This window comes from Pseudomonas sp. 300 (genome assembly GCF_055803035.1).
Genome location: NZ_JAVLRV010000002.1, coordinates 841,464 through 866,029, shown reverse-complemented (window position 1 = coordinate 866,029; position 24,566 = coordinate 841,464). Strand labels below are relative to the sequence as shown.

The window sequence follows — 24,566 nt, the reverse complement described above, 5'->3', positions numbered from 1 at the left end:
CTTGCCAGAAAAAAGCCAAAAGAGTACAAATGTACTCCATGACGACTTTAACTCCCCGCCGTACTGCCATCCTGACGTTTATCCGTGATCGAATCGCGGAACACGGTCAGTCCCCGAGCCTCGCTGAAATCAGCGAGGCCTTTGGTTTCGCCTCCCGCAGCGTGGCGCGCAAGCATGTGCTGGCGCTGACCGACGCCGGTTTTATCGAGGTCAATGCGCATCAGGCCCGAGGCATTCGTTTGCTCGGGCAACCGGCGCGCCCCGAGTTGCTGGACATTCCGGTCCTCGGCCGGGTGGCGGCGGGGGCGCCGATCGGTGCCGATGCCGAGGTGCACAGCCGCTTGCTGCTCGACCCGTCGATCTTCTCCCGGGTGCCGGATTACATGCTGCGGGTCCAGGGTGACTCGATGATCGAGGACGGCATCCTCGACGGCGATCTGGTGGGCGTGCATCGCAACCCCGAAGCGCTCAATGGCCAGATCGTCGTGGCGCGGCTTGACGGCGAAGTCACCATCAAGCGTTTCGAGCGGGTCGGCGACGTGGTGCGCCTGTTGCCACGCAACCCGGCCTACAAGCCGATTATCGTCGACGCTGATCAGGACCTCGCTATCGAAGGAGTGTTCTGCGGTCTGGTGAGGCAAGGGTGATGGGCGCCGTCGTTGCGCTGGATACGCTGTTCAATGGCGGCCAGGTCTGGAAAGGCCGGCCTGCGCCACCGACGGTCAGCCCGCAACCAACCGGGCATGCTGCGCTGGATGCGGCATTGCCCACCGGCGGCTGGCCGGAAGCGGCGCTGACTGAAATCCTCCTGGCCGGGCAGGGCGTCGGCGAGTTGCAACTGGTGTGGCCGGCGCTGGCGCGGTTGGCGGCGGCGGGCGAGCGTATCGTGCTGGTGGCGCCGCCGTACGTGCCGTATCCGCAAGCCTGGCAGAACGCCGGGATTGATCTGCGCCAGTTGTCGATCATCCAGGCCAGTGAGCGCGATGCGCTGTGGGCGGCGGAACAATGCCTGCGCTCGGGCAGTTGCGGCGCGGTGCTTTGCTGGCCGCACAAAGCTGATGACCGTGCCTTGCGGCGCTTGCAGGTGGCGGCAGAAACCGGCTCGACCCTGGCATTCGCCTACCGCTCGATCCATGAAGCGATCAACCCGTCACCGGCCGCGCTGCGCATCGCCATCGATGCCAGGCCTGCGCAATTGCGCGTGCTCAAGTGCCGGGGCGGGTTGGCCCGCTCGGCACCGATTGCCTTCCCTGTGGGGCATTGAGGTTGCCATGCGCTGGGTGTGCATTCTCTTCCCGCAATTGGCGCTGGACGCGGTACTGCGTCAGCGCCCCGACCCCGATGAGCCGCTGGCGCTGCTGACCGGCCCGGCGCAGCGTCGGGTGTTGCAGGCGGTCAACGCTTCGGCCAGGGCCCTGGGCTTGCGTCCGGGGCAGTCGATGACCGCCGCGCAGGCCTTGAGCAAAGGCTTTGTCACGGCGGAATACGATGCGGCCGAAATCGAGCGCTGGCAGCAGTTTCTCGCAGCGTGGGCCTACCGCTTCAGCTCCCAGGTCAGCGTGCATTACCCGCGTGCGGTGGTGTTTGAAATCGAGTCCAGCCTGGGGTTGTTTGGCGACTGGCCGCAATTCGAAGCGCGCTTGCGCACTGAACTCGGCGAACTGGGCTTTCGTCATCGGATTGTTGCCGCGCCCAATCCGGTGGCGGCGCGGGTATTGGCCAATGCGTATGACGGTCTGGTGGTGCCGGACGATCAAGCCTTGCAGCATCATCTGGGGCAATTGCCTGTCGACCGGATCGCTCTGGAGCCGGCGGTGGCCACGGCGTTGTCGCGCATGGGGCTGCGCACCTTGAGTCAGGTGCAGGCTTTGCCCCGGCAGAGTCTGGCGCGGCGTTTCGAGGCTCAGGTGCTCAAGCATCTGGACGCGCTGTTTGGCGAAAGACGGCTGGCGCTGGCGTTCTACCTGCCGCCGGACCGCTTCGATGTGCGCATCGAGCTCAATTTCGACGTGCAATCCCATCAGGCGCTGCTGTTTCCGTTACGCCGGCTGACCGGCGATCTGTCGGCGTTCCTGTGCGGTCGCGACAGCGGTGTGCAGCGTTTCGACCTGCACCTGGAACATGCCGGGTTGCCGGACAGCGTGATCAAGGTCGGCCTGCTCAGCGCCGAGCGTGATCCGGCGATGCTCTTCGAACTGGCCCGAGGGCGGCTGGAACAGGTTCAGGTCGAGGCGCCGGTGCGCGGTTTTCGTCTGCGCGCCGAAGACTTGCCGGCCTTCGTTCCGCAGTATCAGGAACTGTTCGACGATCGTCCGCAGCAGTCCTTGCCTTGGGAGCAACTGCGCGAACGCTTGCGCGCGCGGCTGGGGGATGACGCGGTGCAAGGCTTGCGGTTCCAGGCCGATCACCGGCCGGAGTGCGCCTGGCAGGCCAGCGCCGAGAGCCAGCGCTGCGCAGTGATGCCTGGCGTGCAGCGTCCGGGCTGGTTGCTGACGGAACCGCAAGCGGTACACGAAGGTTCTACGCGCATCCTCATGGGCCCGGAGCGCATCGAGTCCGGTTGGTGGGACGGCGCCGACGTGCGCCGCGATTACTACCTGATCGAAACCCGTTCCGGCCAGCAGGGCTGGGCCTATCGTGCGGTTGGTGAGGACGGCCCGTTGTGGTTGCAGGGCTGGTTCGCATGAGCATCGATTATGCCGAGCTGCATTGCCTGTCGAACTTCAGTTTCCAGCGCGGCGCCTCCAGCGCCCTCGAACTCTTTCAGCGGGCGAAAAAACTGGGCTATCAGGCGCTGGCGATCACCGACGAATGCACGCTGGCGGGCATCGTCCGCGCCTGGCAGGCGGCCAAGTCCGTAGAGCTGCCCCTGATTATCGGCAGCGAAATGCGCATCGAAAACGGTCCGAAACTGTTGCTGCTGGCCGAGAACCTTGAGGGCTACCAAAACCTGTGTCGGCTGATTACCCGAGCGCGGCGTCGTTCGCAGAAAGGCCAGTATCAGGTGCTGCGGGAGGATTTCAGCGAGCCTTTGCCGGGGCTGTTGGCGTTGTGGGTACCGGATGCGCTGGATGATTTTCAAACCGGTCACTGGCTGAAGCAAACCTTCGCCGAGCGCCTGTGGCTGGCGGTCCAGTTACATCGCGGTCAGGACGATACCCGGCGATTGAGTGCGTTGATGACATTGGCAAGGGAGCTGCGGATCCCGGCAGTGGCCAGCGGCGATGTGCACATGCACGCACGCGGGCGGCGCGCCTTGCAGGACACCATGACCGCGATTCGCCATCACCTGCCGGTGGCCGAGTCCGGGTTGCGCCTGCACCCCAACGGCGAGCGGCATCTGCGCAGCCTCGACGTGTTGCACTCGCTCTACCCGCAAGCGTTGCTCGATGAAACGGTGACCATTGCCCGGCGCTGCACCTTTGATCTTGGCCAGTTGCGTTACCAGTATCCCCGAGAGCTGGTGCCGGAAGGCCACAGCGCCGCGTCCTGGCTGCGTGAGTTGACCGAACGTGGCGCTCGCGAGCGCTGGCCCGAAGGTGCGAGCGAGAAGGTACGCGGGCTGATCGACAAGGAACTGGGGCTGATCGCCGAGCTGGGTTATGAAAGCTATTTCCTGACCGTTCAGGACATTGTCGCTTTCGCCCGGCGCGAGAAAATTCTCTGTCAGGGTCGGGGCTCGGCGGCCAACTCGGCGGTGTGTTTCGCCCTAGGCATCACCGAGATCGACCCGGACCGGATGAATATGCTGTTCGAGCGTTTTCTCTCCAAGGAACGCAACGAGCCGCCGGATATTGATGTGGACTTTGAACATGAACGCCGCGAAGAAGTCTTGCAGTACGTGTTCCAGCGCTATGGCCGGACCCGCGCGGCGCTGACCGCGGTGGTCAGCACCTATCACGCGGCCGGCGCCGTGCGCGATGTGGCCAAGGTGCTGGGTTTGCCGCCGGATCAGATCAATGCCCTGGCCGATTGCTGCGGACACTGGAGTGACACGGCGCCGCCCGTCGAGCGCCTGCTTGAAAATGGCTTCGATCCCGAGAGCCCGGTGCTGCGCCGAGTACTGAGTTTGACGCAACAGCTGATCGGTTTTCCCCGACACCTGTCCCAGCACCCCGGCGGTTTCGTCATTTCCGAACAACCGCTGGACAGTCTGGTACCCGTAGAAAACGCCGCCATGGCCGAGCGCACCATCATCCAGTGGGACAAGGATGATCTGGACGCGGTCGGTTTGCTCAAAGTGGATATTCTGGCGCTGGGCATGCTCAGCGCGATTCGGCGTTGTTTCGATTTGCTGCGCCGTCATCGCGACCTGGATTTGAGTCTGGCGTCGATCCCCTCCGAAGACCCGCAAACCTACGACATGATCGGCCGTGCCGACACCATCGGCGTGTTCCAGATCGAATCCCGGGCACAAATGTCGATGCTGCCCAGGCTCAAGCCCCGCAAGTTTTATGATTTGGTGATTGAGGTGGCCATCGTTCGTCCGGGACCGATTCAGGGCGGGATGGTGCATCCATATCTGCGGCGGCGGAACAAGGAAGAACTCGAAAGCTATCCGTCCGAAGAGTTGAGGGAAGTGTTGAAACGTACGCTTGGGGTGCCGCTGTTTCAGGAGCAGGTGATGCAGATTGCGATTGTCGCCGCCAGTTACAGCCCCGGCGAAGCGGATCAGTTGCGCCGCTCCATGGCCGCCTGGAAACGTCACGGCGGTCTCGAACCGCACAAGGATCGCCTCGCTGCAGGCATGAAGAAAAAAGGCTACGCCCCCGAATTCGCCGCGCAGATTTTCGAGCAGATCAAAGGCTTCGGCAGCTACGGATTCCCCGAGTCCCACGCCGCCAGTTTTGCCTTGCTGACTTATGCCAGTTGCTGGTTGAAATGCCACGAGCCAGCGGCCTTCGCCTGTGCGCTGATCAACAGCTGGCCCATGGGTTTCTACAGTCCGGACCAGATTCTGCAAGATGCGCGCCGGCATCATTTGCAGATCCGCCCGGTGGACGTGCGCGCGAGCGACTGGGATTGCAGCCTCGAACCGGTTATCGGCGCGCAGCCGGCGATTCGCATGGGGCTGCGGATGATCAAGGGCTTTCGCGAGGACGATGCGCGGCGTATCGAAGCCGCGAGGTCGAAGGGGGCGTTTATCGACATCGCCGACCTCGGCGAGCGGGCGCGACTCGATGCCCGTGCGCAGGAACTACTGGCTGATGCCGGGGCGTTGCGTGGGTTGGCCGGTGATCGTCATCGAGCACGCTGGGAAGTGGCGGGCGTGCAGAAGCAATTGGGTTTGTTCGCCGGTTTGCCGAGTCAGGAAGAGGACGCGGTGGCATTGCCCAAACCCACGGTGGGCGAAGACCTGCTGGCGGATTACAACAGCCTCGGCACCACCCTCGGCCCTCATCCGTTGGCGCTGCTGCGGGGGGAATTGAAAGCCCGGCGCTGTCGCAGTTCGCAGGAGCTGCTGGAGGTCGAGCATGGTCGGCCGGTCAGCGTCGCCGGGCTGGTGACCGGTCGGCAGCGTCCGGGCACCGCCAGTGGCGTGACTTTCGTCACACTGGAAGACGAGTTCGGCAACGTCAACGTGGTGGTCTGGCGCGACCTGGCGGAGCGGCAACGGCGGGTGTTGGTCGGCTCGCAGTTGCTCAAGGTCGACGGGCGCTGGGAGAAGGAAGGCGAGGTGCGGCATTTGATTGCCGGACGGTTGAGCGATCTGAGCGAATTGCTCGACGGCATCAGCGTACGCAGCCGGGATTTCCATTGACCCCAATCCACCTCGATCCCACAGGGATCTGCGGCTACCCCGGATTGCCGCAAGATTCAGCTACCCTCTATGAAACCATTGGCCTGCGCGATGCTCGAAACAAACGGGTACCATTTACAGGACACAGAGCCAGTCGATGCAGTTTCTAGACGATAGCCACGGGTGTGCCGGATGGAACGGTGAAATGGCCGGGCGCATCCGTGCGTTCGACTGGAGCCGCACCGAACTGGGCAGTCTGGAGACCTGGTCCGCAAGTCTGTGCAGCGCGGTGCAATTGCTGCTCGCGTCGCCGCTGCCGATGGTCATGCTCTGGGGCCGTCCCGGCTACATGATCTATAACGATGCGTACTCGTCGTTCGCCGGTGGCCGACATCCTTATCTGTTGGGCTCTCCGGTGGAACTGGGCTGGCCGGAAGTCGCCGAATTCAATCGTCACGTGGTCGACACCTGCCTGGCGGGCGGCACCTTGTCCTATCGCAACAAAGAGCTGGTGCTATTGCGCGACGGCGTCCCCGAAGACGTCTGGCTGGACCTCTATTACAGCCCGGTGGCCAATGACGAGGGGCGGCCGGCCGGGGTCATGGCAATGGTGGTTGAAACCACGGAACGTGTGAATTCCGAACGCCGGCGTCAGGAAGCCGAAGATGCCTACCGCGCCGACAATGAGCGCGTGCGTCTGGCGTTGAATGCCGGGGCCTTGCTCGGTTCGTTCGTCTGGGACGTCAAAGGCAATCTGCTCTCCGGCGATGAACGCTTCGCCCGGACCTTTTCCTTTCCCGCCGGGCATGACCTCGGCGACCTGCCAACGGACTTCGCCGAAGCACAGATTCATCCCGACGACCGCAGCTGGGTCAGCGAGCGGGTCAATCAATCCGTCACTACCGGCGAGCCCTTGAACGCCGAATATCGGGTCCTGCGCCCCGACGGCAGCTACCTGTGGGTGCAGGCCAGCGGTTGCTGCGAATTCGATGAGCAGGGCGAGCCGTTCCGCTTTCCCGGCGTGTTGATCGACATCCACGAGCGCAAGACCGCCGAAGAGTCCCTGCTCAAGTTCACCCGAAACCTGGAGCAGCGCGTCGCCGACGAAGTTGAAGCGCGGCTGGCGGCGGAAGAGCAACTGCGCCAGTCGCAAAAGCTCGAAGCCATCGGCGGTCTCACGGGCGGGGTGGCCCATGACTTCAATAACCTGCTGCAAGTGATCGCCGGCAACCTGCACCTGCTGGCGAGGCACGAACCGGACAATGCCAACGTGCAGCGTCGGGTCTCGGCGTCGATTGCGGCGGTGGAGCGGGGGGCGAAACTGTCTTCGCAATTGCTCGCCTTTGCCCGCCGTCAGCCACTGTCGCCAGCGGTCTGCGACCCACGGCAGATCTTCGAAGGCCTGGGCGAGCTGCTGCAACGGGCGTTGGGCGAAACCATCCAGATCGATGTGCGGCTGCCTCAAGCGTCCTGGCACATCAACGTTGATCGCAACCAACTGGAAAACGCCATTCTCAATCTGGCGATCAATGCCCGTGATGCCATGGCGGGCGAAGGCACCATTGAACTGAGCGCCGAGAACGTGACCCTCGACCGCAAGTTTTGCGCGGGCAAAGGTATTTCCCCTGGCGATTACGTGCGTGTCTCCGTGGCGGATACCGGTGCCGGCATGTCTGCGCAGGTGCTCGCACAAGCGTTCGAACCGTTTTTCACCACCAAGGCCGACGGTCAAGGCACCGGGCTGGGACTGAGCATGGTGTTCGGCTTCGTCAAACAGAGCGGCGGACATATCGAAATGGCCAGTGTCGAGGGGCAGGGGACACGGGTGCAGTTGTATTTTTCGCGCAGCCTGCGACCGTTGCTGAGTGAAATCGCGGCCACTGACGTGCAACAGCGCGGCGGCCACGAAACCATTCTGGTGGTCGAAGACAACGAGGCGGTGCGTAGCTCGGCGGTGGAGTTGCTGCGGGAGGAGGGCTATCAAGTCCTGACGGCGGCCAACGCCGACGCCGCCATGCAGATGTTGCTGGAAGGCGTGGTGGTTGAGCTGATTTTCACCGACGTGGTCATGCCCGGCCTGATCAAAAGTTCGGACCTGGCCGCTTGGGCAAAAGTGCAGAATCCACCCGTGGCAGTGCTGTTCACCTCGGGCCACACCCGTGACATTATTTCGCGCAATCACCAACTCAACCCCGACACGTTTCTGCTGAGCAAACCCTATGGCCCCGAGGCGCTGACCCGAATGGTCCGCACCGTCCTCAATGGCTGAACACCGATCCAATTGTAGGCGCCGGCTTGCTGGCGATGGCGTCCGTCAGATCGCTATCGCCAGCAAGCCGGCTCCTACAATTGGATCGCTAAATTCCTGGCTATGCGTCAATCTTTCGAACCTTCTAATCAAGGCCACCTGATGACTTCCAAGCGCACCTCCAATCCTCCTTCCGGCATGGTCAGGGTACGCGGGGCCCGTGAACACAACCTCAAGAATGTCGATGTCGATATCCCCCGTGATGCGTTGGTGGTATTCACCGGCGTATCCGGTTCAGGGAAGTCATCCCTGGCGTTTTCGACCTTGTACGCCGAAGCGCAGCGACGTTATTTCGAATCCGTGGCGCCGTATGCGCGACGTTTGATTGACCAGGTCGGCGTACCCGATGTCGACTCCATCGAAGGTTTGCCGCCCGCGGTAGCCTTGCAACAACAACGGGGCACGCCGAGCACGCGGTCTTCGGTGGGCAGCGTGACCACGTTGTCGAGCCTGATCCGCATGCTGTATTCCCGCGCCGGCAGTTATCCGCCGGGGCAAGCGATGCTCTATGCGGAAGACTTTTCACCGAACACGCCTCAGGGCGCATGCCCTGAATGCCATGGTTTGGGGCGGGTGTATGAAGTCACCGAAGCCCTGATGGTCCCGGACCCGAGCCTGACCATTCGCCAGCGCGCGGTCGCTTCCTGGCCCATGGCGTGGCAAGGGCAGAACCTGCGGGACATCCTCGTGACCCTGGGCTACGACGTTGATAAACCCTGGCGCGATCTGCCGAAAAAGCAACGCGACTGGATTCTCTTCACCGAAGAAACCCCGACGGTTCCGGTGTATGCAGGGCTCACACCCGAAGAAACCAAAGTCGCGCTCAAGCGCAACATGGAGCCGAGCTACCAGGGCACCTTCACCGGTGCCCGGCGCTACATCCTGCACACGTTCACCCACTCGCAAAGTGCGCTGATGAAGAAGCGCGTCTCGCAGTTCATGCTCGGCAGCCCATGCCCGCTGTGCGACGGCAAGCGCCTCAAACGCGAGGCGTTGTCGGTGACCTTTGCCGGTTACGACATCGGCGAGTTGGCGCAAATGCCGTTGCTGCAAGTGGCGGAAGTCTTGAAACCGGTGGCGGCGCACAGTTACCTCGAACAGGCCGATGAGGCGGGCGAAGTCTTGACCCACGAGCAGACCCGCGAGGCCCGTGAGCAGCGAGTGGCCCACGGTGCCAGCGGTCACGCCAATGCGCCGGATGTGCGCCACACGCCCAACCTGTCGGTGGAAAAGCGCCTGGCCGCGCAACGCATCGCCCAGGATTTGCTGGAGCGGGTCAGTACGTTGACGGACCTGGGGCTCGGTTACCTGGCACTGGAGCGCAGCACGCCGACGTTGTCGTCCGGTGAGCTGCAGCGGCTTCGTCTGGCGACGCAATTGGGTTCGCAGTTATTCGGGGTGATTTACGTGCTGGATGAACCGTCGGCCGGTCTGCACCCGGCGGATGGCGAAGCGTTGTTCGAAGCCCTGCAACGTTTGAAAGCGGCGGGCAACACGCTGTTCGTGGTCGAGCATGATCTGGAAACCATGCGCCGCGCCGACTGGCTGATCGATGTCGGGCCGGCGGCGGGCGAGCATGGCGGGCGGATTCTGTACAGCGGACCGCCGCAGGGCCTGGCCGACGTGACGAACTCGCAGACTCGCGCTTACCTGTTCGCCGATCAGGTCAGGCTGCCGCTAGCCAGCCGCAAGCCGACCGATTGGCTGCGGCTGGAAGGCATCACCCGCAACAACCTGGACAACCTCAGCGTCGAGTTTCCGCTGGGTTGTTTCACCTCGGTGACCGGCGTGTCGGGCTCCGGTAAATCCAGTCTGGTCAGTCAGGCGTTGCTGGAACTGGTGGGCGCGCATCTCGGGCGTGCGGCCAGTGACAGCGAAACGCAAGAATTGAGCCTTGAGGACGATGCACCGCAAGTCAGTGGCGGTCAGGTCAGCGCAGGGCTGGAGTCGATCAAGCGGCTGGTGCAAGTCGATCAGAAACCCATCGGCCGCACGCCGCGTTCTAACCTGGCAACCTACACCGGGCTGTTCGACAACGTGCGCAAGCTCTACGCCGCGACTCCCCAGGCGCAGGTTGAGGGCTACGACGCCGGTCAGTTCTCCTTCAACGTCGCCAAAGGCCGCTGCCCGACCTGCGAAGGTGAGGGGTTTGTCAGCGTCGAATTGCTGTTCATGCCCAGCGTCTACGCACCCTGCCCGACCTGCCACGGCGCCCGTTACAACCCCGAGACGCTGGCGATTTACTGGCAGGGTTTGAACATCGCCCAGGTGTTGCAGTTGACGGTGGACGAAGCGGTCGAGGTGTTTGTTGAGCAACCGGGGATCCGCCGCTCACTGGAAGTGCTGCGCGACATTGGCCTGGGTTACCTGCGGCTCGGCCAACCGGCCACCGAGTTGTCGGGCGGCGAAGCCCAGCGCATCAAACTGGCCACCGAACTGCAACGCAACCAGCGCGGGGCAACACTTTACGTGCTTGACGAACCCACCACCGGGTTGCATCCACGGGATGTCGATCGCTTGCTCGAACAGTTGAACACGCTGGTCACGGCGGGGCACACGGTGATCGTCGTCGAACATGAAATGCGCGTGGTGGCGCAGAGTGACTGGGTGATCGACATCGGGCCGGGGGCCGGGGATCAGGGCGGCAAGATTGTGGTGGCGGGCACGCCGCAGAAGGTCGCCAAGAGCAAAAAGAGCCGAACCGCGCCGTTTTTGGCTCGGGTGCTTGGGTGAGGATGAATCAAAAGATCGCCGCCTCCGCAACGCCTGCAGAATCCGTGGTCTGTCCAATGGAACGATGCCTCCCGCAAAGCTTCGAATTCACAAGGCCGATGTTTTCAGCCGCGCATTCGCAGTGACGAACGAGGTACATATGAACGATCAACGTGAGCTTGAGGAAAACGCTAAAACCGCCGAACCGGAAAGTGCCGATCAAGCGGTGGATCAGAAAAATCGCCACACCGACAACGACAATGAGTTCAGCCCGGGCTTCAAGCCGCATCCGGATCGCCCGAAACCTGGCGAGGAGACGGACGCCGACATCGATACCGACGGCGGCTAGTACCGGCGCAAACCAAAAGACCGCCTCCATGGAGGCGGTCTTTTGTTGTGGCGCGCGTTACTTGCTCGGGTGGGCCGCTTGCAGTTTCTTCGCCGCCTCCAGATGCTTTTCCAGCCCCGGCAACATTTTTTGTGCGAAACCTTTCAGTTCGGTGGCGCCTTTGACTTGGTCATCGGTCACGGTGTTGGCTTCTTTCTTGAACAGTTCGATGGTTTCTTCGTGCGCCTTGACCTGATTATTGGCGTACGCGGCATCGAACGACTCGTCACGCATGTCGAGGATCTTTTCCTTGGCCTGTTTCACCAGCGTCGTGGTGTCTGGCACCTCGATGTCGTTTTTCTTCGCGATGGCCGCGAGTTCATCGTTGGCCTTGGAATGATCGGTGATCATCATGTTGGCGAAGCTTTTGATGTCGGCCGATGCGCTTTTTTCCAGTGCCAGTTTGCTGGTTTCGATCTCGGCGATACCGCCGGCGGCCGCCTTGTCGACGAAATCATTGTCAGTGGCCGCGAAGGCCGTACCCATGCTGGTGCTCAAGGCTACGGCCAAAGTGAGGTGGCGCAGGGTCAATCCGTCCATTGGTTATTCTCCACACAGGTTTTCATGAGCGATCGAGTGATCGTTAATCTGTGGAGGTCGACGGGCGGCCAAAGGTTTTATCGGGTTTGCGCCAGGACGACGAACGGACACCGCTGGTCTGATAGGCGGTCGACAGAACCCGTCAACCGAGGCCATTCTGATGGTTGGTGAACGCAATCGATCGCGTTTGCCACCGATCAACAAACGGAGGTGTTCCATGCCGGTGCCACACGACCTTTATCAGGACTTGAAACTTTCAAAGGAAGATATCCAGCAAAAACGCACCAAGGATCCGTTACTGGATTCACTGATCAACAAGTATTCACAAGCGGACGCCGAGGTCGTAAAGGCTGAAACCGCCCAATCGGATGCGCCCAGTGATGACGTACTGAAGAAGCTCAAGGAGAAGCGCTTGCAGGTCAAGGACAAGATCGTCCAACAACTCCAGGCACCGTCCTGACATGTCGCTTCAGCCACCGACGACCGGTGACTGAAAAATTGGAACGGCGATAAATCCCGGCACCTCGAATGATCAGAGTCCGAATCTACGGCTCCATGCGAGGTGCCCCATGAATGACCCCAAATTTCCAAGTGAAGAACAGGGCGGCTACGATCCGATCCCGACCCATCCCGAACCGTTGAGCCCCGGCCGCACCGCCATCAATCCCGAAGACGAACCGGGCATCGACGAACTGCCGAACAACGAAGGCGCCATTCCCATGGACCAGGACGACGGCACCGACCTCGACCCTGAGCGCGTGCGTGAAGAAACCGATAATGCGGTGCGTGATGGCGAGATGGATCCGCGCTAACCTTTGAACGACACGGAACCTGTAGGAGCCGGTTTGCTGGCGAAGCGATGGCGGCCGTGACGACGCCATCGCTGGCAAGCCAGCTCCTACAGTTCAATTGGGTGTTTGCGACAACGCGCTGGTGAGCGGCAATCGCGCCATGTGTTTGGCTTTCAACGAGCCGAAATACAACCACTCCCCATACTCACGCACCGTGGTGATCGGCGAGTAATTTCCACTGCTGCCGTCCTGCAGATTGGCGATCACCTTTCCTTCCAGGTCCAGTCCCAAGGCAAATGCGCGCTTCTCCACCGGTTTGGGCAGGACGGTCATCGCCCGCACAATCATCTTGCGCACGAAGGGGTGCGGCGCCGTGGCATCGAGCAGGGCGTTGCGTGGTGCGTACAACGCCACCCAGAAACGGTCTCGGCCATTGAACGCCAGGTTGTCCGGCAAGCCCGGCAAGTTGTCGATAAACAGATCGTGAGTGCCGGCCTTGGGGCCGCTCAGCCAGTAACGGCTGATGCGATAGGCGCCGGTCTCGTTCACCAGCACAAAGGCATCGTCCGGGCCCAGCGTCACGCCGTTGGCGAACTCCAGTTTATCCAGCAAGACTGCTGTTTTACCGGTCTGGAAGTCATAACGCAGCAAGCGACCGTCGCCGCCATGCTCGATGATTGACTCGCCGTCGTGGCCGTAGCCGAAGCGGCTGGAAGCATCGCTGAAATAGGCGTAGTGCCCGGACTTGTCGATGACCACGTCGTCAGTGAAACCGAAAGGCACGCCGTTGGCCGCCGTGGTCAATGGAATCAAGCGCCCCTGAGCGTCCAGCGAGAGCAATCCCTTGACCCCGTCGGCGATCACCAGCAACCCATTGGGGTGACGCGCCAGGCCCAGCGGTCGGCCGCCGGTATCGGCCAGCACCTTGGTGACTTTGCCGTCGAGGCTGGTGCGAATCAGTCGACCGTCATGCAGGCCTGTAATGAGTACGTTGTCCTCCAGCAGCAACGCTTCCGGCCCGTCGATGTCATCCGCGCCGACACGCTCCACACCTTTGAGGCGTTGATTGTCGGCATAGGGGCCGCTGGTGAGGGACGGTGCTGGCGGCGGATTCCAGGCCACCGGTTGCACGTTGGTCGGCATCAGCAGCACAAAGGCGCCAATGGCTACGATCACCAGCAACACGACATGGCGAAACTTGACGGTTCGACTCACGCGTTGACTCCTGCGGCGGCCAGTTGTTTATGCGCCATCTCGCGCAAGGCCTGCATCGACGCTGCCGATTCATGATCAATGCGCCGCTTGAGCAGCATTCGATTGGCAATGCGCATCATCACGCCGCTGAATTGATATTCCAGGGTACGGACAAACCGCGTGCCATCGCCTTCGGCCGTGCATTCGTAAGTCACCACCAGCGACAGCCCATTGTCACCTTGAGCCCGTGCGCTCCAGCGGCGACCGGGCAGATATTCGTTGACCACCCAGCTCAGATGCCCCTCGCGCCCGCCGGCGCGGATGTCTTCCTCGAACCGCGCCCCGGCATGCAGCGAGCCGCCCGGGCCATCGACCTTGAGCGACGACGGGTGCCACTCGGGCCAACGGGTCACGGTGCTGGCGTAGGCGAGCACGTCAATCGGGCTGCCGATAATGTTGATCTGATGCTGCATGCGGGTCATGGGCGTTCTCGTCAGGTAGGTCGGCTCGGGCTCCCAATAGAGCGTGCCGAACAGGTAATCCATCAGCGGAAAAACGATGTTGAAATTGCGTTCCTGCATCAACTCACGGCGGTGATGCAGCTCATGCAGACGGCGCATCTGGCGGATCCACGGCCAGCGTGTGACCGGGTTTTCGGGCGGCAGGTGTTCGCAGGCATGAAACACTTCATAGGCCAGGTAACCGAGGACCAGACTGCCCCCGAATAGCCCGGCGACGTTGGTATCGAACTGTTCAAGCAGCCACCAGAGGGGCAGGGTGATGACAACCGTGTGCACCACGATCAGCCATGCCGGAAACAGGATCACCCGCCAGTCACGGGCGCTGTCGTAGGTCATGTGGCCGGGCGCAAAGAAACTGTGATGGTCGCCGGCGTGACGGGCATAGAACATCCGCGCGAAGCTCTTTTTGTGATGCCCCAGGTGGCGATGCACCGTGTACACGCCAAAGTTGAAGAACAATAACGTCAGCGGCACCGCCAGCCACTCCAGCGGCTGTACCTGATGCACAGTGCTCCAGAACACTGCGATGGCCAGCACGCCGAACAGCAGCACAAACGCGCCGTGCAGCCAGGGGTTGTAGAGCGGATGAATGTCCGCTCGATAGCGGCTGCGAAATGCCTCGGTGGTCTGCCTCACTGCGGTCACCTGTGGTTATTGTTGTCCCAGCAGATTAGACGATCCCGCCGTGCAGGGCGGACCGAAGCTTGAGGACACAAACGCCATGATCCGGTGTAAAGCGGACTCAGGTCAGCGGGTTCCAGCGTTGCGACCAGTCTTCATCGGACTGGATGACTTGGCGTAGCAGGTCGAAGGCCCTTTGCAGGGTCGCCGAGTCGCGGTCGCGGGAGTAGACCAGATAGGTTGGGTAGCTGAATTCCGGAGCTTTGGGCACCTGCTCCAGTACGCCGCTTTCCAGATAACTCTGCACCACGCGGGTACGGAAATAGCCACTGCCGCCATTTTCAAGGATGTACTGCAAGCCCAGTGGGCCGAGATTGAAGCTCAGGGCAGCCTTGGCTTTTTCCGGTAAGGCCGCATCGTGCTGGCGACGGAAATCCGGGCCCCAGTCGATGTAGACATAGGGATCGGGTTTACCGGGCAGCCGCACGAGGACCAGTTTTTCTTCCAGCACCTGCTCGACTTGCAGGCGCGGCCAATACTCCGGCTGATAGACCAGCGCCGCGTCCAACACCCCCAGTTCCAGTTGGCGCAGCAGGTTTTCGCCGTCACGGATTTCCATGCGCAGCGCGTGGCTGGGAATTTTCTCCCGCAGCTCGCCAGCCCAGCTGAGCATCAGCGGGTTGCACAGGCTGACCTCGCCACCGATGTGCAATACGTCGTGGTAACCCTCGGGCAAGGGCAAGTCCCGACGCGCAGCGTCCCAGGTTTCGACCAGTTGATTGGCGTACACCACAAATGCCTCGCCGTTCGGGGTCAGGCGGGCGCCGGCGCGGTTGCGCACGAACAGTGTGCTGCCCAGTTGGCTTTCGAGTTTCTGCACGCGCGCGGTGATCGCGGTCTGGGTAACGTGGAGTTTTTCCGCCGCAGCGGCGAGGCTGCCGTGGCGGACGATTTCCAGAAAGGTGCGGGCGAGGTCGATGTCCATGGGGTGGCCGGTGTGGGAGGTGCGGGCATTGTAAACGGATACAGGCGAACCCGTTGGGTGCGCATTGGCGCGAGGCGGCCTCTACAAACGTACGCATTCCCCCTGTGGGAGCTAGCCTGCTAGCGATGGACGCCAACGATAACGCGTGCAGTCTGAATGAATGTGGTGTCTGGACGTCCATCGCTAGCAGGCTAGCTCCCACAGGTATGAGTTCGCTCCAGTTGTTGATCTGGCTTTTGCTTTGGCTTTTGATCTGCCCCGCTGTGAGGGCAGAACCAATCAATTCAAAACGCAAAACACGAACAGCCAAACGCCCCCCAGAATCCCTGAAAGTCACTCACCGGCGCCGAGGACAATCGCGCCCGCTCATGGCTGTGGGCATGCACGGCGCAAGCTCCCACACACTGATGAACCTGCGCCGTCATCGGCGCCAGCGGTCGCCAATGGCCCGGCACGTTGACCACCGGAGACCATTCCGGCACCACCGGTACCGGCGGCGGTCCGAGCTTTTCGAATTCTGCGGTGCCATAGACGATCTTGCCGTCGACAATCGTCAGCACCGACTCGATCCATTTGACTGCTTCGTCCTCGATGTGGAAATAGTCCGCCGACAGCGCAATCAGGTCCGCCAGTTGCCCGACCTTGATCTGGCCTTTCTTGCCTTGCTCGGAGGAGAACCAGGCGCTGCCATGGGTGAACAGTTCCAGCGCGGTGTCGCGGCTCAAGCCTTGCGGGTACAGCTCCAGACCTCCGACGGTGCGGCCGCTGACCAGCCAATACATCGAGGTCCAGGGGTTGTAGCTCGACACCCGCGTGGCGTCGGTACCGGCACCGACCGGAATGCCTTCGGCAAGCATGCGCGCGATCGGTGGTGTGTGTTCGGCAGCCTTGGCGCCGTAGCGGTCGACGAAGTACTCGCCTTGAAATGCCATGCGGTCTTGAATCGCAATGCCGCCGCCCAAGGCTTTGACCCGTTCGATGTTCTGCGGGGTGATGGTTTCGGCGTGGTCGAAAAACCATGGCAAACCATCGAACGGAATGTCGCGATTGACCTTCTCGAATACATCAAGCATGCGGCTGATGGATTCGTTGTACGTGGCGTGCAGGCGGAATGGCCAACGCTGTTCCACCAGGTGCCGGACCACCGGTTCCAGTTCCTGCTCCATGGTTTGCGGCAGGTCCGGGCGTGGTTCAAGGAAGTCTTCGAAATCCGCCGCCGAAAACACCAGCATTTCCCCGGCACCGTTGTGCCGCAGAAAATCGTCGCCCTGACCGTAACGTGACGTACTGGTCCAGTTTTTGAAGTCGGTCAACTCTTCCTTGGGTTTCTGCGTGAACAGGTTGTAGGCGATCCGGACTGTCAGCTGTTGGTCTTTGGCCAGTTGCTGAATGACCTGATAGTCGTCGGGGTAATTCTGATAACCGCCGCCGGCATCGATGGCGCTGGTGACTCCGAGGCGATTGAGTTCGCGCATGAACTGCCGGGTCGAGTTGACCTGGTACTCCAGCGGCAGTTTCGGTCCCTTGGCCAGCGTCGAGTAAAGAATCATCGCATTGGGGCGGGCGATCAGCATGCCGGTCGGGTCGCCGTTGGCGTCACGCTGGATTTCACCGCCCGGCGGGTTCGGCGTGTCACGGGTGTAGCCGACCACTTTCAACGCAGCGCGGTTGAGCAGGGCACGGTCGTAGAGGTGCAGCACGAACACCGGCGTATCCGGCGCGGCTTTGTTCAGTTCATCAATCGTTGGCAGGCGCTTTTCGGCGAACTGGAATTCGTTCCAGCCACCGACCACCCGCACCCATTGTGGCGTGGGGGTGCGGTCGGCCTGATCCTTGAGCATCCGCAACGCATCGACCAGTGACGGCACGCCTTCCCAGCGCAGTTCAAGGTTGTAATTCAGGCCACCGCGAATCAGGTGCAGGTGCGAGTCGTTGAGACCGGGAATGACCGTGCGACCGTGCAAATCAATAATTTGCGTGCCGGGGCCTTGCAGGGCCATGGCCTGAGCGTCACTGCCGACCACCACGAAGCGTCCGTCCTTGATCGCGACGGCACTGGCCTGGGGTTTCTTGCGATCGACGGTGTGCAGGCGTCCGTTGTACAGAATGAGGTCGGCCGGGGTATCTGGCATGGTTTTACTCCCTGCGAACAGCGGGCTGATCCAGGCACCTACGGCACCTGCCGAAAGGCCTTGCAATACACGTCGACGGTTGAAACCGTCGCGGTCGTCAGGTGGGGGCATAGCAGTGTTCTCCGCAAAAATGATCGGATTGAACAGCCGATGTCTGACGCATACGGCCAGAAGGAATATAGACCGCAAATCTGCAGAGGGCGGTTTTCCAAAGGTGAAAAACGACGAATCCCGCCACAAGGGGCGGGATTCGTTTGCAGACAGAGAGGCTCCCGGGCGCGGGAACCGCCGTCTTAGCTTGGGAACAGCTCGGACAGTTTCATGGCCAGCATCATGTCGCCTTCAGCGCGCAGCTTGCCGCCCATGAACGCCTGCATGCCGTCGGTCGAACCGTCAACGATGCCTTCCAGGGTTTCGCCGTCCATCACCAGAGTGACCTGGGCGTCCGGGTTTTCGCCTTCTTTCAGCTCGCAGGTGCTGTCCTTGACGATCAGCGAGAAATTCTTGGTGTCGTCGATGCGGAAACCGAATACCAGGTCCAGACCGGCAGCAGCGGCTGGGTTGAACTTGGCTTTCATTGCTTGTACGGCATCAGCTACGGAGGTCATGGTTCGATCCTTTCTTGGGTAATTAGAGCTGGGTGATTACAGCCAGGGTCACAATAGTCCGGACTCAGCGAAACGTGATGAGTTCCGGTGCTTTCAACAGTTGCAAATGCGCATGACTGTTGAAAGAAGCCAGTGCTACCTCGCGACCACGGAATTTCAGTTGGTTGAGCGAGGTGTTGACGATTTGCCAGTTCAGTTCAAAGGCCTGCTTGGCGGGCATTTGGGTAATGAGGTGGAGCAGGGCAGTGATGGTGCCGCCGGAGGTGAACACGGCGATTTTCTGAGTGTTGTCGGCGCTTTCGAGGATTCGGTGCAGACCGGCCTGCACCCGCTCGACAAAACCCAGCCAGCTTTCCAGACCCGGCGTGTCATACGTACCGGCGAGCCAGCGTTCGATGATCAGGGCGAAGATACGCTGGAACTCAGCGCGGTTTTGCGCGGCGTTGCGCAGGATCTCCAACGCTTCGGGTTCGTCGTCGAGCATGGCCGGCAGCAGCGCACGGATCACCGCATCGGCGTCGAATTCGTTGAAGGCGGAATCGGTTTCCACAATCGGCACCGGCAAGCCTGCGGCAGCGAACTGTTCCAGCGCACTGCTGGCAGTATGCTGCTGACGGCGCAAGTCGCCCGAGAGGCAGCGATCGAAGCTGATGCCCAGCCCGGCGAGGTGCTGGCCGAGGATTTCTGCCTGGCGAACACCGGTCGGCGACAGGACGTCATAGTCGTCTGCACCAAAGGAGGCCTGGCCATGTCGAATCAAATAGATACTGCCCACGTCCGCGTCATCCCGGTACGTTGAAGGTTCGGCGAGGTTATGAGGATGACGGTGAGCTGTCAATGAAAAAACATACGCTTGTTTGAAATGCTCGTTACAGGCCTGTTGCCAGAGCTTTCACGGCTGGCCGCGGGGCCGGCGCATGGGTATGCTGGTGGTATCCCGCGCGCGTTTATGCAGCGCACTGTATTGAAGGAGTAACTGTGGATTTTCTGTCCGAGTACGCCAGTTTTCTGGCTAAAACCGTGACACTGGTGATCGCCATTCTGGTGGTCCTGGCCAGTTTCGCGGCATTGCGCAGCAAAGGTCGACGCAAGTCGGCCGGCCAATTGCAAGTCAGCAAACTCAATGATTTCTACAAAGGGCTGCGCGAACGCCTGGAGCAGACCTTGCTCGACAAGGACCAGCTCAAGGCCTTGCGCAAGGTCGAGGCTAAATCCGAGAAAAAGCAAAAGAAGAAACCCGAAGCCAGGCCTCGGGTGTTCGTGCTGGATTTTGACGGTGACATCAAGGCGTCGGCCACTGAAAGCCTGCGTCACGAGATCACCGCGCTGCTGACCCTGGCCACGCCCAAGGATGAAGTGGTGTTGCGTCTGGAAAGCGGCGGCGGCATGGTTCACAGCTACGGCCTGGCATCCTCGCAACTGGCGCGTATCCGAGATGCCGGCGTGCCGTTGACCGTGTGCATCGACAAGGTCGCGGCCAGCGGCGGCTACATGATGGCGTGCATCGGCGAGAAGATCATCAGCGCGCCGTTCGCGATTCTCGGCTCGATCGGCGTGGTGGCGCAGTTACCCAACGTCAACCGTCTGCTGAAAAAACACGACATCGACTTCGAAGTGCTGACCGCCGGCGAATACAAACGCACCCTCACCGTGTTTGGCGAAAACACCGAAAAGGGCCGTGAGAAATTCCAGGAAGACCTGGACATCACTCACCAACTGTTCAAGAACTTCGTTGCCCGTTATCGCCCGCAACTGGCCATCGACGAAGTGGCGACCGGCGAAATCTGGCTCGGTATCGCGGCACTGGACAAGCAACTGGTGGACGAACTCAAGACCAGCGATGAATACCTCGCCGAACGTGCGAAGAAGTCGGAGCTTTATCACCTGCACTATGCCGAACGCAAAAGCCTGCAGGAGCGCATCGGCATGGCGGCCAGCGGTTCGGTCGATCGCGTATTGCTGAGCTGGTGGAGCCGGTTGACCCAGCAACGCTTCTGGTGAGTTTTCAAAACTCCATTGCCCTGAAAAATGAAACCGTGGATTACCTCCACGGTTTTTTTTGCCTTCCACAAGGGCGCGTTTTTCCCGTGTAAGCAGCGAAATTTCCTATCGTCACTGTCAATCGGTCCGGCTTTTTCGGCGGCCCAGGTTGGGTAGGGTGGTGTTCCTGAAATGATTGCAATGGAATGCACCATGAAAGAGTTGCTTCATAACGATGCTGCCGGCCCTCATCCCACGCCCTCTGCGCGATTGCGCGACGAACTGAAAGCCGCGCTGGATATCGCGCTGCCCCAAACCCCCGGTCAGTTTGGAGAGCGTCTGATCAAGGAAAAATGGGGGCAGACCATTGATCCGCAGACAGCTTTGCTAGTCACGCTCGATTACAACTACAAGGGCCATCCTGCCATTGATGGTGTGGAGCAAGGGCAGGTGGCGAGCTCACGATCGCTGCTGCAAACGCTGCTGTCCAACTATCAGACTGTCGGGGATGGGCGTTTCGCTGAAACCGCGTTCGGCTTGTACACGCCACCGGATATCGGACCGGCCGTACGCATCGTGAAAAATGTCGATGAGTTTGCCGATCACGGCAGCGGCAATCACCAGACGTATGAAGGCATCTATCGCCAGACCACACCGCAAGTTTACGGGCCGTCGACACAGATCAATCTGAGGCCCGCCGATTTCAAGAAATGGGCCTGGGAGCTGGAACTGAAGGACTTGTACGAAGCGTATCTCGGTCAGGCCTGGCCAGCCGAGAACGTGCTTGTCGCAGCCAAACCTTACGCGTTGAGAACGTCGGTCAAAGCAGCATTCGTCATGGCAGCCTGGTTGCAGTTTCGTGAACAGCACCTGTCGCCAAAAGGCCTGGAACTGGCGATGCAAGCGGCAGGTTTGCCACCGGATCAGCCATGGGAAACGCTGGCCATCGAGCAACTGCAAGCACCGACTCGCGCGCCTTCATCGGTCAGGACCGGGCGGTTGAAGCTCTACCGTTACACCGCGACAGATATCTGGGCCTTCCGTGACACCGCCAGTGCCAGAGTGCTGTTGTACATTCCCGGCAATTCTTCCCCGCTGCACGAATTCGCCGACGCCACAAAACTGCACCAATGGATTGCCGCACTAGGCAAGGTGAATGAAACGAAGCAGGCTTTGGCCGCCCACTTTGCCGAAGATGACCGTGAGGACGGTACGTTTCATGCCGGTGTTCTGACGGCGCTCGATGGCATGGCGTTGTATCCGGCAAAACACTGGCTGACGAACAATGCCGGTTTTTTCAACAACGACGGCTATTGGGACCCGGACGAGTACATTGGCTACGACGATCCTGACTCCGCCACCGATCCGTTTGCCCTGTGTGTGCTGACGATGAAGCAGGCAGCCCGGGCCAGCATCGAGAGCATCCGTGACGATGCCCAGGTCAATCGTGACAATTTAAGTGCGGTCGTTGAACCGCTTGTGCAGTGGGTCAACCGGTTTGGACCCTTGGCGTTGTTCGTTCCGGGAGGCGAGGGAATATTGGCATTGGCCGGGCTTATCGACGCGGGTTACGGGATTGATCAGGTGGTCAACGGCAAGACATTCAGCGAACGGTCAGAGGGTGCGACGCGCACTGTTTTTGGCTTGCTCAATGCATTGCCGATCGTCGCGGAGGCGGCGCTAAAAGGTGACGCGGCAATCGCCGATGCAACAGAGGAAGGCGCAAGGCCTGCGCCGGAAGTGGCTGTTGCCCCAACGCCCGACCCGTTGAACGGGGTGCCGGCGACCCGGGTCGAACTCATTCGCGCCATTGGACCCTCGGTGGCGTCGTTCAGCGATGAAATGCTGGCGCAGATCGGCAAGGTCTGCGCGATTGATGACGACATGCTGCGGTTGATTCAGGCGGGGCGCGCGCCGACGCCTTTGCTGGCTGACACCATCAATCGCTTCAGGATCGATCAGGCGCTCGGTCTGGCGGGGGATGTTGCGCAATTCAGCCTGCGTTACCAGGCACTTCAACGTTCGGAGCTGGAATGGGTGCGGCTGTTCCAGGAGCAATACCCGGACGTGCCAACAAGCGCAATCGAGCAAATGCTCGACCGCTACGGCGTGGACATCCAACGGCCGCCCGACATTGCCGAGGCCAGGCAGGTGTTCGCACGCCTGGACGGCAAAGCACGGCAATACCAACAGCAGGTGCGGCTCAATCGCGCTTATGAAGGCTTCTATCTGCGCTCGGTGGTGAACGCCGAGACGGACACGCTAGCATTTCACTCCCTGAAAAACCTGCCCGGCTGGCCAAAAGATCTGCGGATCGAAATCCTCGAAGGCTCTTCCACCGGTCGGGTTCTTGACCGTTGCGGTGCCCTCGATACCCCTAAGTACCGAAGCGTCATCAAGGTGGGCAACCGTTACCTGCGGGAAGGCCGGCCAACGGATTTCTACGACGCGATCCTCGGCGTGCTGTCGGAGGAGGAGCGCTCGGTGTTGCATCTCACGTCGCTGGATCCGGCCAGCGAGTTGCGGCTCAGCCTCAGCGATCGGGCATTGTCCCGTGCCGAAACCCTGCTCGGCCTGCAAAGACTCGACTCAGGGTTGACCTTCGAACGGCAGGGGCTGCGCGGTGGAGGCTACCCGTCGACGCCTCAGGGTGAAGCCATGGCATTGCAAGCCACCAGGTTACAGATCAAGGATATTTACCCGGACTTCACCGATGCGGAGGCGGATCAGGTCATACAGCGTGAGGGTGGCTCGGTGCAGGCGTATATCGATCGGCTGAATCTGCAGTTACAACAACTCAACACCGAATTGAATGCCTGGGTCGATCAAGCGGTGCAAGACATTGCCGATATGGACATCCCCGTGCTGGCCATCGGCGATGAAGAGGCGGCGGGTATGAACCCTGCGCAAATTGCCGTGCACAATGCCCACCTCCTGCAAATGGCCTTGCACGAGGAGCAGACGGTCCGGGGGGAGCTGGCTGTGGAACTTGCCGCCATTTGGCAAAAACGCACGCCGAACCGTCGTGTCAGGCTCGATCTCGCCTTCGAGGACTATCACCGCCTGCCCACCCTGAGCGTCCGGCTTAACGATGTGGTCGAATTGTCGATGCAAGGCTTCCATCTGACCGAGGAGGGCAGTTTGAACGGCTTTCTCGAGAGCTTCCCGAACCTCGAGGTGTTGAATCTGGAGCGCGTCGACTTGCGTCATTTCTTCGTGGACGGCCACGAAGGGTGTGCCTTGCCGCCTGCCCTGTGCCAGTTGAGAAACCTATCCTCACTCAATCTGCGCGCCACCCAGCTGGTATTCAGTGAACGCGCCGCTTCACAACTGACTGACCTGACAAGCTTGCAAAGCCTTGACCTGAGCGACAACCCGTTGGGTGTACCGCCGATGGTACTGGGCTTGAACAACCTGCGCCGACTCAACCTGAGGAATACGCAGATAAGCCGTTGTCCGGTCGGGATCATGGATGAGCCGTACCTGACGTCCCTGGATTTGCGCGATAACCAGATCACGCGGATCCCCCAAGCGGTTTTGAACCAGGCCATCGCCAGGGATCGGGTGCTGCTGTGGAACAACCCGTTGAGCGATGAGGACACCTTGCAGCGGTTGGTCGCGCATCGAGAACAAACGGGGATCAACTTGTGGTTGCGTGCCGCAGGGCCTGACTATGCGAATCCGGCGCTCTGGCTGAACGGGATTGAGGCAGGGCTGCGCGATGCCCGGCTGCACATCTGGCAGCAACTGGCGCTCAAGCCGGGTGGTGGGCGGTTTTTAGGAACCATGAACACATTGACGCTCACCCCGGATTTCCAGATCGGTTATCTGGATCTTCAGGCACGGGTGTGGCGACTGTTGACGGAAGCAGACGCTTCGGACGAGTTGTTGGCGCGATTGACCCGGGATGTACCGATTCCGGAGGGTGCTTTCGACAACCCTCTTGCGGTATTCACGGCACTGGAAAGCCGTTTGCAGCTGTACCGGGACTGGGTGGCTTTGGGGCGACCGATTCCGATCGAGCGATAACAGAGGGGTGGAGCCGA

Annotated in this window: 18 protein-coding genes; 11 read left to right on the top strand and 7 right to left on the bottom strand. The window is 60.9% G+C overall.

What is annotated here, in order from left to right; all coding sequences use genetic code 11:
- Window positions 1–29: 29 nt before the first annotated feature.
- The 7 genes from lexA (at window position 30) to Q7W83_RS10235 (ending at window position 11,109) form a co-directional block, all read left to right on the top strand.
- On the top strand, window positions 30–647 hold the full coding sequence (lexA, locus tag Q7W83_RS10265; protein ID WP_150633036.1) for a transcriptional repressor LexA: 618 nt from the start codon (window positions 30–32) through the stop codon (window positions 645–647).
- Entirely contained in the window at window positions 647–1,264 is a 618-nt protein-coding gene (imuA, locus tag Q7W83_RS10260; protein WP_458377322.1) for a translesion DNA synthesis-associated protein ImuA, read from the top strand. The genes lexA and imuA overlap by 1 nt, the downstream gene beginning before the upstream one ends.
- Window positions 1,265–1,271: 7 nt before the next feature.
- Window positions 1,272–2,687, top strand: a complete 1,416-nt coding sequence (locus tag Q7W83_RS10255; protein ID WP_150639780.1) for a Y-family DNA polymerase — start codon at window positions 1,272–1,274, stop codon at window positions 2,685–2,687.
- A complete protein-coding gene (locus Q7W83_RS10250; protein ID WP_473655972.1) occupies window positions 2,663–5,761 on the top strand; it encodes an error-prone DNA polymerase in 3,099 nt (1,032 codons plus the stop codon). The genes Q7W83_RS10255 and Q7W83_RS10250 overlap by 25 nt, the downstream gene beginning before the upstream one ends.
- A gap of 136 nt (window positions 5,762–5,897) precedes the next feature.
- Window positions 5,898–8,009 (top strand): hybrid sensor histidine kinase/response regulator, encoded by a 2,112-nt coding sequence (locus Q7W83_RS10245; RefSeq protein ID WP_150633039.1) that lies wholly within the window; start codon window positions 5,898–5,900, stop codon window positions 8,007–8,009.
- 141 nt (window positions 8,010–8,150) lie between these two features.
- Window positions 8,151–10,781: an excinuclease ABC subunit UvrA gene (locus Q7W83_RS10240; RefSeq protein WP_150633040.1), complete on the top strand. Its 2,631-nt coding sequence runs from the start codon at window positions 8,151–8,153 to the stop codon at window positions 10,779–10,781.
- 139 nt (window positions 10,782–10,920) lie between these two features.
- The gene (locus tag Q7W83_RS10235) at window positions 10,921–11,109 is read left to right on the top strand and encodes a hypothetical protein (protein WP_150639778.1); all 189 of its coding nucleotides are present in this window, start codon (window positions 10,921–10,923) and stop codon (window positions 11,107–11,109) included.
- A gap of 57 nt (window positions 11,110–11,166) precedes the next feature.
- Here Q7W83_RS10235 and Q7W83_RS10230 read toward each other — a convergent pair whose 3' ends face one another.
- Window positions 11,167–11,688, bottom strand: coding sequence for a DUF4142 domain-containing protein (locus tag Q7W83_RS10230; RefSeq protein WP_150634460.1), 522 nt, complete (start codon window positions 11,686–11,688; stop codon window positions 11,167–11,169).
- A 217-nt stretch (window positions 11,689–11,905) separates the two neighbouring features.
- On the opposite strand from Q7W83_RS10230, the gene Q7W83_RS10225 reads away from it, so the two are divergent.
- Both Q7W83_RS10225 and Q7W83_RS10220 read left to right on the top strand, forming a co-directional pair.
- The gene (locus Q7W83_RS10225; RefSeq protein ID WP_150634461.1) at window positions 11,906–12,148 is read left to right on the top strand and encodes an HP1242/YdcH family protein; all 243 of its coding nucleotides are present in this window, start codon (window positions 11,906–11,908) and stop codon (window positions 12,146–12,148) included.
- A 109-nt stretch (window positions 12,149–12,257) separates the two neighbouring features.
- A complete protein-coding gene (locus Q7W83_RS10220) occupies window positions 12,258–12,500 on the top strand; it encodes a hypothetical protein (RefSeq protein WP_150634462.1) in 243 nt (80 codons plus the stop codon).
- Between the two features lie 93 nt (window positions 12,501–12,593).
- On the opposite strand, the gene Q7W83_RS10215 is transcribed toward Q7W83_RS10220, so the two are convergent.
- The 6 genes from Q7W83_RS10215 to Q7W83_RS10190 all read right to left on the bottom strand — a co-directional run bounded on the left by Q7W83_RS10215 (window position 12,594) and on the right by Q7W83_RS10190 (window position 19,315).
- Window positions 12,594–13,694, bottom strand: a complete 1,101-nt coding sequence (locus Q7W83_RS10215) for an SMP-30/gluconolactonase/LRE family protein (protein ID WP_473655971.1) — start codon at window positions 13,692–13,694, stop codon at window positions 12,594–12,596.
- On the bottom strand, window positions 13,691–14,830 hold the full coding sequence (locus tag Q7W83_RS10210) for a sterol desaturase/SRPBCC family protein (protein ID WP_150634464.1): 1,140 nt from the start codon (window positions 14,828–14,830) through the stop codon (window positions 13,691–13,693). Before Q7W83_RS10210 ends, Q7W83_RS10215 begins: the two co-directional genes overlap by 4 nt.
- Before the next feature lie 106 nt (window positions 14,831–14,936).
- The gene (locus Q7W83_RS10205) at window positions 14,937–15,800 is read right to left on the bottom strand and encodes a LysR family transcriptional regulator (RefSeq protein ID WP_150634465.1); all 864 of its coding nucleotides are present in this window, start codon (window positions 15,798–15,800) and stop codon (window positions 14,937–14,939) included.
- 284 nt (window positions 15,801–16,084) lie between these two features.
- Window positions 16,085–17,932, bottom strand: a complete 1,848-nt coding sequence (locus Q7W83_RS10200; protein ID WP_458378082.1) for an amidohydrolase — start codon at window positions 17,930–17,932, stop codon at window positions 16,085–16,087.
- A gap of 293 nt (window positions 17,933–18,225) precedes the next feature.
- A complete protein-coding gene (locus Q7W83_RS10195; protein WP_019690779.1) occupies window positions 18,226–18,540 on the bottom strand; it encodes an SCP2 sterol-binding domain-containing protein in 315 nt (104 codons plus the stop codon).
- A gap of 64 nt (window positions 18,541–18,604) precedes the next feature.
- A complete protein-coding gene (locus tag Q7W83_RS10190) occupies window positions 18,605–19,315 on the bottom strand; it encodes a histidine phosphatase family protein (RefSeq protein WP_150634466.1) in 711 nt (236 codons plus the stop codon).
- Window positions 19,316–19,518: 203 nt separating this feature from the next.
- Between Q7W83_RS10190 and sohB the strand changes: the two genes are divergently transcribed.
- Window positions 19,519–20,541 carry a protease SohB gene (gene sohB, locus Q7W83_RS10185; protein ID WP_150634467.1) on the top strand — a complete coding sequence of 341 codons (1,023 nt, stop codon included), beginning with the start codon at window positions 19,519–19,521 and terminating at the stop codon, window positions 20,539–20,541.
- 192 nt (window positions 20,542–20,733) lie between these two features.
- Window positions 20,734–24,549, top strand: coding sequence for a leucine-rich repeat domain-containing protein (locus tag Q7W83_RS10180; RefSeq protein ID WP_473655970.1), 3,816 nt, complete (start codon window positions 20,734–20,736; stop codon window positions 24,547–24,549).
- Window positions 24,550–24,566 lie beyond the last annotated feature (17 nt).

Bases quoted from the DNA above. Each gene is read 5' to 3' on its own strand.
- Q7W83_RS10240 (WP_150633040.1), top strand. From the start codon at position 8,151: ATGACTTCCAAGCGCACCTCCAATCCTCCTTCCGGCATGGTCAGGGTA.
- lexA (WP_150633036.1), top strand. From the start codon at position 30: ATGTACTCCATGACGACTTTAACTCCCCGCCGTACTGCCATCCTGACG.
- Q7W83_RS10225 (WP_150634461.1), top strand. From the start codon at position 11,906: ATGCCGGTGCCACACGACCTTTATCAGGACTTGAAACTTTCAAAGGAA.
- Q7W83_RS10205 (WP_150634465.1), bottom strand. From the start codon at position 15,800: ATGGACATCGACCTCGCCCGCACCTTTCTGGAAATCGTCCGCCACGGC.
- Q7W83_RS10230 (WP_150634460.1), bottom strand. From the start codon at position 11,688: ATGGACGGATTGACCCTGCGCCACCTCACTTTGGCCGTAGCCTTGAGC.
- Q7W83_RS10180 (WP_473655970.1), top strand. From the start codon at position 20,734: ATGAAAGAGTTGCTTCATAACGATGCTGCCGGCCCTCATCCCACGCCC.
- imuA (WP_458377322.1), top strand. From the start codon at position 647: ATGGGCGCCGTCGTTGCGCTGGATACGCTGTTCAATGGCGGCCAGGTC.
- Q7W83_RS10195 (WP_019690779.1), bottom strand. From the start codon at position 18,540: ATGACCTCCGTAGCTGATGCCGTACAAGCAATGAAAGCCAAGTTCAAC.
- Q7W83_RS10200 (WP_458378082.1), bottom strand. From the start codon at position 17,932: ATGCCAGATACCCCGGCCGACCTCATTCTGTACAACGGACGCCTGCAC.
- Q7W83_RS10220 (WP_150634462.1), top strand. From the start codon at position 12,258: ATGAATGACCCCAAATTTCCAAGTGAAGAACAGGGCGGCTACGATCCG.
- Q7W83_RS10235 (WP_150639778.1), top strand. From the start codon at position 10,921: ATGAACGATCAACGTGAGCTTGAGGAAAACGCTAAAACCGCCGAACCG.
- Q7W83_RS10245 (WP_150633039.1), top strand. From the start codon at position 5,898: ATGCAGTTTCTAGACGATAGCCACGGGTGTGCCGGATGGAACGGTGAA.
- Q7W83_RS10255 (WP_150639780.1), top strand. From the start codon at position 1,272: ATGCGCTGGGTGTGCATTCTCTTCCCGCAATTGGCGCTGGACGCGGTA.